8 protein-coding genes are annotated in these 14353 nt (G+C 69.3%); 4 read left to right on the top strand and 4 right to left on the bottom strand.

The window, feature by feature from the left end; translation table 11 throughout:
• Window positions 1-368: 368 nt before the first annotated feature.
• The 4 genes from ACZ64A_RS15380 (at window position 369) to ACZ64A_RS15365 (ending at window position 10490) form a co-directional block, all read left to right on the top strand.
• The gene (locus tag ACZ64A_RS15380) at window positions 369-8117 is read left to right on the top strand and encodes a ricin-type beta-trefoil lectin domain protein (protein ID WP_469810710.1); all 7749 of its coding nucleotides are present in this window, start codon (window positions 369-371) and stop codon (window positions 8115-8117) included.
• A 36-nt stretch (window positions 8118-8153) separates the two neighbouring features.
• Window positions 8154-8741 carry a DUF6000 family protein gene (locus ACZ64A_RS15375; protein WP_469810709.1) on the top strand — a complete coding sequence of 196 codons (588 nt, stop codon included), beginning with the start codon at window positions 8154-8156 and terminating at the stop codon, window positions 8739-8741.
• Between the two features lie 169 nt (window positions 8742-8910).
• A complete protein-coding gene (locus ACZ64A_RS15370) occupies window positions 8911-9006 on the top strand; it encodes a putative leader peptide (RefSeq protein WP_469810708.1) in 96 nt (31 codons plus the stop codon).
• An 83-nt stretch (window positions 9007-9089) separates the two neighbouring features.
• Window positions 9090-10490, top strand: coding sequence for a sulfatase family protein (locus ACZ64A_RS15365; RefSeq protein ID WP_469810707.1), 1401 nt, complete (start codon window positions 9090-9092; stop codon window positions 10488-10490).
• Here ACZ64A_RS15365 and ACZ64A_RS15360 read toward each other — a convergent pair.
• The 4 genes from ACZ64A_RS15360 to ACZ64A_RS15345 all read right to left on the bottom strand — a co-directional run bounded on the left by ACZ64A_RS15360 (window position 10487) and on the right by ACZ64A_RS15345 (window position 14148).
• Window positions 10487-11131 (bottom strand): response regulator, encoded by a 645-nt coding sequence (locus tag ACZ64A_RS15360; RefSeq protein ID WP_469810706.1) that lies wholly within the window; start codon window positions 11129-11131, stop codon window positions 10487-10489. The genes ACZ64A_RS15365 and ACZ64A_RS15360 overlap by 4 nt on opposite strands.
• Window positions 11121-12401 (bottom strand): sensor histidine kinase, encoded by a 1281-nt coding sequence (locus tag ACZ64A_RS15355; RefSeq protein WP_469810839.1) that lies wholly within the window; start codon window positions 12399-12401, stop codon window positions 11121-11123. The genes ACZ64A_RS15360 and ACZ64A_RS15355 overlap by 11 nt, the downstream gene beginning before the upstream one ends.
• A 95-nt stretch (window positions 12402-12496) precedes the next feature.
• Window positions 12497-13231, bottom strand: a complete 735-nt coding sequence (locus ACZ64A_RS15350) for an ABC transporter permease (protein ID WP_469810838.1) — start codon at window positions 13229-13231, stop codon at window positions 12497-12499.
• A gap of 5 nt (window positions 13232-13236) precedes the next feature.
• Window positions 13237-14148, bottom strand: coding sequence for an ABC transporter ATP-binding protein (locus ACZ64A_RS15345; RefSeq protein WP_469810704.1), 912 nt, complete (start codon window positions 14146-14148; stop codon window positions 13237-13239).
• Between the last annotated feature and the right edge of the window lie 205 nt (window positions 14149-14353).

Genomic DNA, 14353 nt, shown 5'->3' with positions numbered 1-14353 from the left:
AGTGTGACTGTATCGACGACTTTCACCTCTTTGTCGACTTGTCCCTCAAAGCTGACGTCACGTCAACTCTCGTCCCGTGTCGTAGATCACTTCAACTAGGGGAACCTGCGCGGATCGTTGTTGAAGCGTGTGGGGGTCATGACAGAGGGTGCGGATTCCATCTGTCGTTTTTTTCGCATGCCTTGGTGGGGTCGACGCGTATGCGCGCTCAAAGTCCACCGTCGTGGCTGGGGCGTTGGCGCCCAGCGGCGACGGAGTCACAACGACGGCGCCGCCGGCAAAGCCGCGCGGCGACCGTCCTTTTGTTGTCCACGGCCTTGTTGGTGAGCAGTCTCGGTACGGAGGCCTGGGCGATACCGGGTCCCGGGATGAACCGGGAGGAGGTCAAGCTCCCGGATCTGCCGAAGCCCACCGCGCTGGACGCGGACGAGGAAGCGGAGAAGAACCTCACCACGGCGCCCGAGGTGCCCATCGATCCGTATGCGCCGACGGCGGTCACGCCGTGGGCGGCGGACAGTGGTGTCGCCACGCTCGCCGCGGACGCCACGCCGGGTACGACGGTCCCGGTCGATGACCTGCCGATCGCGGTCGGGGTGCCTGCGGGTACCGATCCGGCGGCGATCGACGGTACGTGGAAGGTCGATCTGGCGGCGCCGACGGCGTCGCAGGACGCGAACGTCTCCGGCATGATCATGAAGGTCACGCCGCCGGCCGACGCCGACCCGACCGCGCAGGTCTCCATCGCGGTGGACACGACGAGCTTCGCGGACCTGTACGGCCCGCAGGCCGCGGACCGCTTCGGTCTGGTCCTCCTGCCGAACTGTGTGATGGACTCACCCGACACGGGTGACTGCGCCACCGACGCGGGCACGACCACCATGTCCGGCAAGACCGACGTGCAGCCCGAGCGGCTGCGCTCCTCGGTGAAGGTCGTCGCCGCGGACAAGGCGCCGACGAAGACCAAGGCTGCCGCAAAGGCCAAGCACCGCAAGATCCTGACCGGTTCGGTGCCGGTCCGGGACCTGCTGGGCGGCGACGCCGGGACGACGACCGCGTCGAAGACGTCGGCTCGTACCGCGTCGTACAAGAGCACCGACGTGCTGCCGGTCGTCGACGCCTCGGGTCCGCAGGTCATCGGCGCGATGGACACCGGAGCGTCCGCGTCGGGTGACTTCACCGCGTCCCCGCTGCTGTCCTCCGGTTCCTGGGCCGCGGGTTCTTCTTCCGGCGCGTTCACCTACTCGTATGACGTGCAGGTGCCGGAGACCGCCGGCGGTCTGATGCCGAAGATCTCCCTGGGCTACTCGTCGCAGTCGGTGGACGGCCGTACCTCGGCGACGAACAACCAGGCCTCCTGGATCGGTGACGGCTGGGACTACAACCCCGGTTCGATCACCCGCACCTACGCCAACTGCCGTGAGGACTCCAAGAAGGAGGGGTCGAACAACAAGACCCACCGCACGGCGGACCTGTGCTGGGGGTCGATGAACGCGACCCTGTCGCTGGGCGGGATGACCACCGAGCTGGTCTGGGACAAGGACCAGGGCAAGTGGTTCACCGCCAACGGTGACGGCTCGAAGATCGAGCGCCTCACCGACACGGACAACGCCAACGGCGCCTACAAGGGCGAGTACTGGGTGGTCACCACCAAGGACGGCACCCGCTACTACTTCGGCATGAACAAGCTGCCGGGCTGGGCGTCCGGGCAGCCGACGACCGACTCCGTCCTCACCGTCCCCGTCTACGGCAACCACGAGGGCGAGGACTGCTACAAGGCCGGTGACTGGGCCCACTCGTGGTGCACCCAGGGCTGGCGGTGGAGCCTGGACTACGTCGAGGACATCCACGGCAACGCGATGTCCCTGTGGTGGAAGAAGGCGCAGAACTACTACGCCCGTAACTTCGACTTCAAGGCGCCGGTCGTCTACGACCGTGACGGCTGGCTGGACCACATCGACTACGGCCAGCGCAAGGACACCCTCTTCTCCGCGACCGCTCCGGCCCGGGTGAACTTCACCGTCGCCGAGCGCTGCCTCACCGAGGGCACCCTGACCTGCTCGGACGCCAACTTCGAGGACAAGGACCCGGGCAAGTACCGCATCTGGTACGACACCCCGGCCGACCTGAACTGCAAGCAGGTCACCTCCACCTACAAGACGAAGTGCTGGAACGCCGGCCCCTCGTTCTGGAGCCGCAAGCGCCTCACCCAGATCCAGACCTCCGCGCAGCGCCGCACGGACACCACCGCCCGCCAGGTCGTGGACCGCTACGCGCTCACCCAGAGCTTCCCCGTTTTGAAGACCGGTCCGAACACGGCGCTGTGGCTGGAGTCGGTGCAGCGCACCGGCTACGCCCGCAACGGCAGCACGGACCGCAGTGTCACCATGAACGCGGTGCGCTTCGAGTCCAACGCCGAGGACATGCCCAACCGGGTGATGCGCCCGAACGACCCGCGGCCCGGTTTCTCCCGCCTGCGGATCGCCCGCGTCATCAACGAGTACGGCGGCGAGACCGTCGTCACGTACAAGAAGCCCGAGGGTGACTGCGCCACCGGCACCAACCTGCCGGACAAGAAGGACACCGCGGGCCTGAAGTCCAACACCCGGCTGTGCTACCCCTCCTTCTGGGCGCCGGATCCTGAGGTCGAGGACATCGACTGGTTCCACAAGTACGTGGTGGACTCCATCGAGGAACTCCCCAACGTCGACGGCGCGTTCGCGACGAAGACGGCGTACGTCTACAAGAACCCGGGCTGGAAGCTCGCCGACCAGGAGTTCACCAAGAAGTCCACGCGGACGTACTCGCAGTTCGCGGGTGTCGAGCAGACCACGGTGATCACCGGCACCGACGACGCGTCGATCGGCTCCAAGCGCTCCAAGGCGGTGACGCGCTTCTTCCGCGGCATGGGTGACACCGTGCCGGTGAAGGACATCACCGGCACCGAGATCGCCAAGGACCGCGAGGCCTTCGCCGGCCGCATCGCCGAAGAGCTCGACTACGACAACGCCACCGACGCCGACACCGACTGGGTGTCCCGCTCGATCACCGTCCCGGAGGCCACCGAACTGGCCCACCGCGACCGCGACGACGGCCTCGACCCACTGCGCGCCTGGCGCGTGACGGAGCCCGACGAGATCGCCTACACCAAGTCGTCCGGCACCAACAGCGACGACACCCGCACCGAACGCGTGGTCAAGACCCACACCACCTACGAGCCGACCTATGGTCTGCCCGTCCTGGTGGAGTCCCTCGGCGACACGGGCAAGACCGGCGACGAGTCGTGCACCAAGTCCGAGTACATCCACAACACCGCGAAGAACATCATCGGCCTGTCCAAGCAGGTGCTGATCTCGCCCACGACGTGCGCCGCGGCCAATTTCTCGGACCTGTCCACCCTGAGCGGTGGCACTCGTACGGCGTACGACGGCCAGGGCTACGGGGTCGCGCTCGCCGACACCACCAAGGGCGAGGCGTCCGAGACCTGGACGATCAACGGCACCGGTACCGGCTGGCAGTCCGACGGCACCACCGAGTTCGACGCCATCGGCCGCGTCACCCGCACGACGGACCAGGACCACAAAACCCTCAGCCTGATCACCTACGAGCCGACTTCCGGCCAGGTTTTCAAGGTGACCGACACGAACGCGGTCGGCCACTCGGAGTCGCGTGAGATCGAGCCCGGCCGGGGCACTACGACCAAGACGGTCGACGCCAATGGTCATGTCACGCAGGCGGAGTTCGACCCGCTGGGCCGGCTCGAGAAGGCCTGGGCCGCGGACCGTGCACCGTCCGACACCGCGGTGCCGGACTTCCGGGCCGTCTACACGGTGCCGCCGTACGTGGAGGGCCAGGACCGCAAGCCGTCCTACGTCACCACCTACACCCGCGGCTACAACGACAAGATCGACACCTCCGTCACCGTCTACGACGGCCTCGGCCGCGAGCGCCAGCAGCAGGATGAGGCGGACGGCGGCGGCTGGCTGATCACCGACACGCTGTACAACAGCTCCGGTGAGGTCTGGCAGACCAACAACGCCTACCTGACCTACGACTCCAAGCCCGGCGAGCTGTTCTCCCCGGAAGCCGACACCCAGGTCCCCAACATCACGCGCTACACCTACGACGGCTCCGGCCGCGTGCTGCAGGAGACCCCTGTCCTCAAGGTCACGGACCCGCTGACGGGCGAGACGCAGTCCAAGGAGGTCCCGGAGCGGGCCACCAAGTACGAGTACGGCCTGGACTGGTCGAAGGTCGACAACCCGCAGGGCACGTCCGACTACCGCGTCTACACCGACGCCCTCGGCCGCACCCAGCGCGTCGACACCTTCAACCCGGACGCACCCGGCGGCCTCACGTCGATGAACTACGAGTACGACGCCAGCGGCCAGATGGTGAAGGCGTACAACTCGGTCGACAAGGCCCACCCATGGACGTGGACCTACGACCACCGCGGTCGGACGGAAACCGCCACCGATCCGGACTCGGGCACGACCAAGTCCACGTACGACAGTCACGACCGTGTGCTCACCACCACCAACGACCGTGGCGTCACGGTGTGGAACAGCTACGACCAGCTGTCGCGGCCCACGGAGCAGCGCCTGAACAACGCCTCCGGCACGCTCCTGGCCAATCTGACCTACGACCTGGCGCCCGGCGGCAAGGGCATGCCCTACACCGCCACGCGCTACACCGACGGTGAGGCCTACACCCAGCAGGTCGACGGCTACACCAAGGACTACCAGCCGACCTCGACCACGCTGACTCTTCCCACAACCCTGGCCTCCACCTGGGGTCTGGACTCCTCCTACACGTACTCCTACAAGTACGCCGACAACGGCATGCTGGAGGAGTCGACCGTGCCGAAGGTCGGCAAGCTCGCCTCCGAGAAGCTGGTCGTCCGGTACAACAAGGACGGCAAGCCGCTCTCGATCTCCGGCAAGGACTGGTACGGCTCCGAGACGGTCTACGACCCCTACGGCCAGGTGCTGCGCTCCACGCTCGGTGCCCAGCCCTACCGGGTCTGGACCCAGTCGACGTACGACGAGTCCAGTGGTGAGCTGAAGGACCAGCAGGTCTACCGCGAGAAGAGCGACGACCAGTCCCTCGTCTCGGGCAACCTGGTCTCCAAGCGGTCGTACACCTACGACCCGTCCGGCAACGTCACCTCCATCAAGGAGTCGGCGACCGGCATCGACGAGCGCCAGTGCTTCGTCTACAACCCGCTGGGCGAGCTGAAGTCGGCCTGGACCTCCAAGGACCAGTCCACCTGCACCGCCCCGAAGAACACCGACGGCACGCTGAACGTGGCGGCCGGCAAGGACAACTCCGGCTACTGGCAGGAGTACGAGTACGACCTCCTCGGCAACCGCAAGCAGCTGACCGAGAAGGACCTCGGCGGTAACACCGCCAAGGACGCCACCACCACCTACGCCTACGGCAAGGCCGACGGCTCCCAGCCGCACACGCTGACCAAGGTGTCCAAGACCTACACCACGCCGGCCGGCGCGCAGGTCAAGGCCGAGGCGGAGCGTCTGTACGAGCTCACCGGCGAGACCAAGACCATCACCTCCCTCCAGAACGGTGACAAGCAGGAACTCACCTGGGGGTATGACGGGCAGATCGAACGGATCAAGGGCGCTGGTTCCGGCGGCAAGACCCCGTACGTGGGTCTCGCCGACAAGTGCCTGGACCTGAAGAGCGGCCTCGCGGTCGCCGGCACAGCCATCCAGCTGTACGGCTGCAACGGCTCGCCCGCGCAGAACTGGCGCTTCAGCCAGACCCCGGGCGGCACCAACCCCGACCAGGGCACGCTGAACGTCTACGACAAGTGGTGCGTCCAGCCCGTCGGTAACACCGCCGGGGCGGCTGTCCAGATCCAGAAGTGCGACGGTTCGGCCGGTCAGGAGCTCAAGCGCAACGCCTCGGGCCAGCTGACCCACGTGGCGTCGGGCCTGTGCCTGGCGGTCCAAGGCGCCAATTCCGCCAGCTCGACCCCGATCGTGCTCGCCACCTGTGACGGCACGAAGGCGGAGCAGCTGTGGGCGCCGCAGAACGACACCCGCTACATCTACGGTCCCGACGGCTCCCGCCTGCTGACCATCAAGGGCAAGCAGGCCACGCTGACCCTGGGCGAGGCCGAGGTGACCGTCCAGCAGGGCGGTGTGCTGGTCAACTCCCAGCGCACCTACTCCGCCCCGGGCGGCGCGGTCATGCGCTACGCCTACGGCACCGGCGGCGAGAAGCTGGTCGCCATCACAGGTGATCACCAGGGCAGCACGTATGCCGAAGTCGCTCTCGACGGCGGCATGCCGGTGCGGATCCGTAAGCAGGACCCGTTCGGCAACCAGCGCGGTACCGACACGGCCGGCGTCAACCTGCAGACACACACCGGGTTCCTCGGCGCACCCAACGACGACACCTCGGGCTTCGTGCCGCTGGGTGCACGTCTGTACGACCCGGTGGTGGGACGCTTCCTGTCCGCCGACCCGGTGCTGGACCTCAACGATCTGTTGCAGTCCAACGGGTACGCCTACGCGCACAACAACCCGGTGACGTTCTCCGACCCGTCGGGTGCGTCGATCGCGCTGACTGCTTCCGAGCGGGCCGCTGCCCTCGCGGGCGCGGGACTGTCCGCGGCCCAGGTCGCACAGGCGCAGGCCATGCAGGGCAAGTCCATGACGTCCGTCATCCTCGCCGTGGCGTGGGAGACGCTGAAGGACTTCATCGGCATCAACGACGCCATCGCCTGCTTCGGCGGCGACATGTGGTCCTGCATCAGCATCGCGGTCGACGCCATCCCGTGGACCAAGCTGGGCAAGATCCCGTCCGTCATCAAGGCCGTCAAGCGCACCATCAAGGCCGTCGAATCCTTCCGCGCGGCCAAGAAGGCAGCCGAGATCGTCCTCAAGGCCGCCAAGGCAGCCGAACGGGCAGCGCTGAGAGCGAAGAAACTCGCCATCGAACGCGCCAAGAAACTCGCGGCGCAACGAGCGAAGAAGAGAGCGGCCGAAGCAGCCAAGAGAACCGCCGACAAGGCGCTGGAGGCCAGCAGGAAGACCGGTAACCGCGTCCACAAGCAGGCGCAGGCCAAGGCGGCCCCGAAGGTGTCGTCCCACACCCGCGGTGGCGGCGGCAAGGGCGGGGGCGGCAGCGGCTCCAAGCCCGGCGGCAAGTCCGGCGGATCCTCCAAGAGTCACGGGGGATCCAGCGGCAGCGGCGGCTCGGGGAAGGCCGACGGAGGCGGCAGCGGCGGCTCCTGCCCGATCAGCAACAGCTTCGTGCCCGGCACCAAGGTGCTCATGGCCGACGGCAGCACGAAGCCGATCGAGCAGGTCAAGACCGGTGACAAGGTCGTCGCCACCGACGCGAAGACGGGCGAGACCCGGATCGAGACGGTCACGGCCGAGATCAAGGGCCAGGGCCTGAAGCACCTGGTCAGGGTCACGGTCGACGTCGACGGCACGAAGGGCCGGAAGACCGCTCAGGTCACCGCGACAGACGGTCACCCCTTCTGGGTTCCCGAACTGCGCAGGTGGGTCGACGCGACGGACCTGAAGGCCGGCGATTGGCTCGAGACCAGCGCGGGCACGCTCGTCCAGGTCGCCACCGTGGAGCGGTGGACGGCCCATGGCGCCACGGTGCACAACCTGACGGTGTCCGATCTCCACACGTACTATGTGCTGGCCGGATCGACATCTGTCCTGGTGCACAACTGCAATCCGACGCCGGACGATGTGTTCGATCGCGCCGCGGAACTCACCGACTCCGATGGTGAGTACCTCTACCGGGGCATCACGAACAACCATTACAAGCTGGAGGAAGCGAAGGCCGGTGTCGCGGAACCCCGCGGCGGTCACAGTGACCCCGTGGCCCACTCGGGTGACGACACGGAAAGCGTCTTCACCTCGTGGTCGCCCGACCTGGAGACGGCTCGTGAGTTCTCGGAGGAGTTCGGTAGCAGGGGCGCCCTGGTACTGCGCATTCCACGAAGTGCGATCGATCCCAGTCGCATGACAGTGGCCGGCGATCGAGGACTCGAAGAGTTGGAAATCCTCATCGAGGGCCGCGTGACAGGTTGTGAGGTCAGCTGTGAGTGGGGACCGTTCCGGTCTCCCTGACAGGTGAGCGGTCCATGAGCGGAGAGGAGTCTTCAGGTGCCCGACACCGGATCAGGTGGAGTGTTCGCACGCTATTGCCTGCCTGGAAACAGGTACAAAAGGCTCCTCTCCGTCAGTTTCATGAGAAGCGCCCCCGCCGAGAGAGCCCGCTTCGGCGAAGCCTTGATGGAGGACAGCCGGCGCATCTCGGCGGACGAGCTGAACCAGTTGCTCGAGGGTGACTGGCGTGAGGTCCTCACCGCGTACTGGCTCATCGGATTCGGGCGGCGGTCCGAGTACCGGCAGGCAGTACACGAGCGTCTGCGGGGAGGCGGCATCCGGCACGTCGGCAAAGGGATCTCCTTCGCCCTCGCCCGGCTGTGCCGTCCGACCGACGCTTCGGCGTTGTACGACCACCTGCAACACGCTCTGGCGGACCCGGAGAGCCGGGGAGAACAACCGTGGTACCTGGGCGCCCTGCTCTTCATCGAGAAGCGACTGGGCTCCCGGGCTTCGCAGGGGTTGCTGGCCCCGGATGGCCTGTGGGACCGATGGGCGGCCGCCGGATTCCTGGAGAGCGCTGATCCCGCCCACTGGGAGAAGCAAGTGAGCGACTGGATCGAACTCGCCGAGAGTCTGGAGTAACGACGGCCTTCTTGGCCGTCACTCCGCGGAGGCGGGCACCCCGCCGGGTATCGAACCCGGCGGGGTTTCTTCGTGCGTGGACTCCGGTGCATGAACGCCGTGTGAAACCGCTCCTCCGCACGCGTCAGCGTGTTGACGCCGACGGGAGGCCCTGGCACCGTCCCTGATCATGAGGCTCTCCGCTGTCCGCACAGCCGTGCGCGTCGCGCTCGTGGCGCGGCGGCATGTCGACCTGTGCCGTCAGGCCAGCGCGATCTGTAGCTGAGGCTCGGCCTCCGCCCTCCCCCTGCCTTCCTTCCCTCCCTCGCCGTGCCCGTCCTGGGGCACGGCCGCCTCCGAGGATCCGAAATGTCTGCCATATCCCGCCGTGCCTTCACCGGCCTGCTCGGCGGCGGCGCCGCGACGGCCGTCGCCGGTACGGCCGCCGCCGAAGCCGCCGTTCCCGCCGAGCGCCTCTTCCGTGCCCGTGACCGCGCGCACACCCGCCCCGGCAAGCGCCCCAACATCCTCTTCGTCTTCGCCGACGACCTCGGCTGGGCCGATCTGTCCGTCTACGGCGCCCCGCACATCAAGACCCCGAACCTGGACCGGCTCGCCGCGCAGGGCGTGCGGTTCACCGACGCCTACTCCGGCTCCGCGACCTGCTCCCCGACCCGGTTCAGCCTGTACACGGGCCGCTTCCCGGGCCGTACCAAGGGCGGGCTCGCCGAGCCCATCGCCAACCGCAGCCAGGGACTGGACCCCAGCCATCCGACGCTCGCCTCGCTGCTGAAGAAGGCGGGGTACTCCACCGCGCTGATCGGCAAGTGGCACTGTGGCTGGCTGCCCGACTACAGCCCCACCAAGTCCGGCTGGGACGAGTTCTTCGGCAACTTCGGCGGCGCCCTGGAGTACTTCTCCAAGCTGGGCCAGCTCGGCGACTACGACCTGTACGAGGGCGACGCCGAGTACAAGGACCTGCGGTACTACACGACCGTGCTGACCGAGCGGGCCGTGGAGTACGTCGGCCGGCCCCACGAGCAGCCGTGGCTGCTGAACCTCAACTTCACCACCCCGCACTGGCCGTGGCTCACCGAGGACGACGCGGAGACCGCAGCCGAGATCGCCGCGAAGGTCCGCGCCGGCAACGTGCTCGGCGCGCTGCTGCACAACGACGGCGGCTCGGTGGAGAAGTACACGGAGATGGTGCAGAGCCTGGACCGGGCCGTCGGCGAGGTGCTGGCCGCGCTGCGCCGCTCCGGGCAGGAGGAGAACACGATCGTGGTGTTCTCCTCCGACAACGGCGGAGAGCGCTTCTCCTACCTCTGGCCGCTCAGCGGCGAGAAGGCCTCGCTGCTGGAGGGCGGCATCCGGGTGCCGACGATCCTGCGCTGGCCGGCCCGCATCGACGGCCGGCAGGTCAGCCATGTCCCCGTGTACACGCCGGACTGGACGGCGACCCTGCTGGAGCTGGCCGGCGCCCGCCCCGACCCGGCGTACCCGCTGGACGGCCACAGTCTGGCCGGTTATCTGCTGCGCGGCGAACGGGTGCCGGAGCGCGACCTGTTCTGGCGGGTGCGGGGCAACCGGGCCCTACGGCGCGGGGACCTCAAGTACTACCGGGACGCCGACGGCAGGGACCACCTCTTCGACCTCGCGGCGGACGCCCGCGAACAGGCCGACCTGGCTCCCGACCGGCCGCAGCTGCTCGCGGAGCTGAGGGCGGCCTGGGAGAAGGTGAACGCGACCCTGCTGCCGTACCCCGGCTAACCCAGAATCCCCCGGTCGTAGGCCACCGCCACCGCTGCCGCGCGGTCGTTGACGCCGAGCTTGGCGTACAGGTGGGTGAGGTGGGTCTTCACCGTGGCCTCGCTGATGAACAGCTCGCGGGCGATCTCCTTGTTGGAGGTGCCCTTGGCGACCAGCGCCAGCACCTCCCGCTCGCGGGCGGACAGCGGCTCGTTGCCGGGAGACTTGGGCGCGCGGACCGCCGAGACCAGGCGGGAGGCCACGGCCGGGGAGAGCACCGTGCGGCCCTCGGCGGCGGCCCGGACCGCGGTGAACAGCTCCTCGCGGGGCGCGTCCTTGAGCAGATAGCCGGTCGCGCCGGCCTCGATCGCGGGCAGTGTGTCGGAGTCGGTGTCGTACGTCGTCAGCACGAGCACCCGGGCGCGGGCGCCGCGCCGGGTGAGCTCCCGGATGGCGTCCACCCCGCCGCCGCCCGGCATCCGCAGGTCCATCAGGATCACGTCCGGGTCGAGGGCGGCGGCCCGCTCGACGGCCTGCACGCCGTTCGCGGCCTCGCCGAGGACGGTGAAACCGGGGGCGGAGGCGAACATGCCGCGCAGTCCGTCCCGTACGACGGGATGGTCGTCGACGATCAGCAGCGAAACGGTCGTCTCATCGGTCATGGCGGACCAACGGTACGCGAGCCGACAGGGCCGTGCCGTACCCCGGTTCGGTCTCCACCGTGAGGGAGCCGGCGATGCGTTCGGCGCGGGCGCGCATGCCGCCGAGTCCGAAGCCGCCGGCGCTGCTGCGCTCGGGCAGGGCGAGCGGGTCGAAGCCGCGGCCGTCGTCGCGGATGTCGAGGACGACCTCGTCGCCCATGAAGGACAGGGTGACCCCGGCGCGGGTCGCGTCCGCGTGCCGGGCGGTGTTGGCGAGGGCCTCCTCGGCGATGCGCAGCAGCGTGGCGGAGACCTCGGCGTGCAGTTGCTCGGCGGTGCCGGTGACGGTGAAGTCGGCGCGGACACCGGTGCGTTCCCCCCAGGCTGCGACGGTCTTCTTCAGCGCCTCGGGCAGCTCGTCGCGGTCGAGGGCGGCGGGGGCCAGGTTGTGCACGGAGCGGCGGGCCTCGCCCAGGCTGTGCCGGGCCAGGTCCATCGCACGCACGGTGTGATCGCGGGCCAGGTCGGGGTCGGGGGTGTTCACGACGACCTGGAGCTGGGCGATGATGCCGGTCAGTCCCTGGGCGAGGGTGTCGTGGATCTCGGCGGCCAGCCGCCGGCGCTCGTCGGCGACGCCCGCCTCACGGGCCTGGACGAGCAGCTGGGCGTGCAGCGCGGCGTTCTCGTCGAGGGCCTGCTGGAGCGCGGCGTTGGTGCGTTCCAGTTCGACGATGGTGTCGGCGCGGGCCCTCGAACGCTCCTCCTCCTGGTGGGTGAGGTGGCCGACGACCATCCACAGCACGTTGTTGACCACCAGCATCCCGAAGAACACGCCCCACTGCGAGGCGTTCTTCAGGGGGAGCCCGCCGGACTGCGAACCGGCCAGCGTGACGGACGTGGCGAACAGGCCGATGCGGTGCCGGCGGCGTCCGGGGATCAGCTCGTCGGCGTCGAAGTATCCGGTGACGGCGTACAGGGCGAAGAAGGGGTTGAGCCAGGTGAGCGCGAAGGCGATCGCCCAGCGCACCGCGTAGAACACCGTCCCGGCGCGGGAGGGGGTCCGGCGGCGGCGTCCGGATCCGGTGACGGGAGTGTGCGGGCGCAGGTCCCAGTACACGTGGAGCACCAGCGCGGCTCCGACGAGCGCGGCGGCCGCGTACCGCCGGCCCGGCCCGGCCATGATGTTCTGGGTGGCCACCGCGATGAGCGTGGCGATGCCGAGCATCCCGTACGGGCCCCAGCGGTGGAACTGGTCCCACCGCTGTTCGAGCTGCGTGTCCTTGGCGACCATCCCCCCAGTCTGCATACGGCCACCCGCTCCCCCCGGCATACGACCGCCGTCTTCCCCTGGAGCCGGACCGCCCGCTCGCTCGCGCATGCCGTCTCCTACTCCCAGCGGAACCAGCGCACGGCCGCGCCGGTCAGCAGCACCGTCCAGGCGGCGAGCACCCCGAGGTGGCCCCAGCCCGGCCAGTTACCGGCGGCGGCCTGGTTCAGTGCCTGCGCGGCGGCGCCGAACGGGGTCCAGCCGACGATCCGGGCCAGGAGGTGCGGCATGGCCTGCACCGGCACCCAGACACCGGCGCAGAACATCATCGGGAAGAACACGGCCGAGCCGATGGCGCTCGCGATCTTCGTGGTGCGGGACAGCGCGGTGACCACCGAGCCCAGCGCGAGGCCGGCCGCGGTGGCCAGCAGCAGGGCGAGCAGGTATCCGGCGGCCTGCCGGGGCAGGGCCACGTCGAGGGCGATCCGGCCGACGGCGAGGGCGAGCAGCGCGGAGAGCAGGGCGGCGCCGCCGTACACCAGCATGTGGGCGGCGAGCAGGGCCGCCGGGCGCACGGGCGTGGCGGACATGCGGCGCAGGATGCCGCGCTCCCGGTAGCCGGTGACCGTCTGCGGCAGGCTCTGCACGCCGCCGACGATCAGGCCGAGCAGCACGGTCACGGGCACGTAGACGTCCACCGTGCGCAGCCCGCCGAGGGAGGCGTCGGGGTGCCGGAAGGACGGGACGGACCCGAGGATCGCCAGCAGCAGGGCCGGGAAGAGCAGGATCCAGAAGAGCGCGGCGGGTTCGCGGCGGAACAGCCGGATCTCGGTGCGCAGCACGGCGGGGTTCAGGGCGTTCATCGGGCGGCCTCCGTCAGGTCCAGGAACGCGTCGTCGAGCGTGGCGTCGGTGACGCGCAGCTGGTGGGCGGTGATGTGGTGGCGGGCGAGGAGGGTGATGACCGCGTTGACGGTCTCGTCGGTGCCGGAGAGCGTGACGCGGCCGTCCTTGTGCTCGACGCGGGCCAGTGCGGGCAGCGCGGCGAGGGCGCTGTCGTCGAGCGGCGCGGACGGGGTGAAGCTGATGACGGTGGCGCCGGCCGAGCGGCGGATGAGTCCTTCGGGGGTGTCGAGGGCGGCGACGCGGCCCCGGTCGATCACCGCGACCCGGTCGCACAGCCGCTGGGCCTCCTCCATGAAGTGCGTGACCAGCAGGACGGTGACCCCGCTCGCGCGGACGTCCTCGATCAGCTGCCAGGTGTCGCGGCGCGAGCGCGGGTCCAGGCCCGTGGTCAGCTCGTCCAGGACGACGACCCGGGGGTTGCCGATCAGGGCCAGCGCGATGAACAGCCGCTGCTTCTGCCCGCCGGACAGCTTGGCGAAGCGGGTGGTGAGCTTCTCCGTGAGCCCGAGCCGTTCGGCGAGCGGCCGCCAGTCGAGCGGGCGGTCGTAGAACGCGGCGTACAGCTCCAGGGCCTCGCGCACGGTGAGCTTGGGCTGCAGCTCGCTCTGCTGGAGCTGGGCGCCGAGCACCCGGGCGACCTGCTCGCGGTCGGCGACCGGGTCGAGGCCGGTGACCCGGACCCGCCCGGCGTCGGGCACGCGCAGGCCCTCGACGCACTCGACGGTGGTGGTCTTGCCGGCGCCGTTCGGGCCGAGGATCCCGAAGATCTCGCCCTCGCGGACGGTGAACGAGACGCCGTCGACGACCGCGCGGCCGCCGTAGGACTTGCGCAGATCGGTGACTTCGATGACAGGGATGTCGGTCATGGCACCAGCGTCCCGGCGCGGCGGCGCCCGCGGCATCGGCCGTCGCGCTCGAACCGGCATCAGCCGATCGGTTGATGCGGCACTACGACGTCACCTCGTCCTCGGCGCTGCGACGTCCCTCGTCCTCGGCGCCGCGACGTCACCTCCCGCGCGCGAGCCGGCCGCTCGGCCTGGTCGTAGGTCCAGCGGCGGAGCCCGGTCCGTC

This window comes from Streptomyces sp. NPDC104814 (assembly GCF_055583185.1).
Note: the sequence above shows the minus strand (reverse complement) of the source record. Positions and strands in the feature narration are given on the sequence as shown.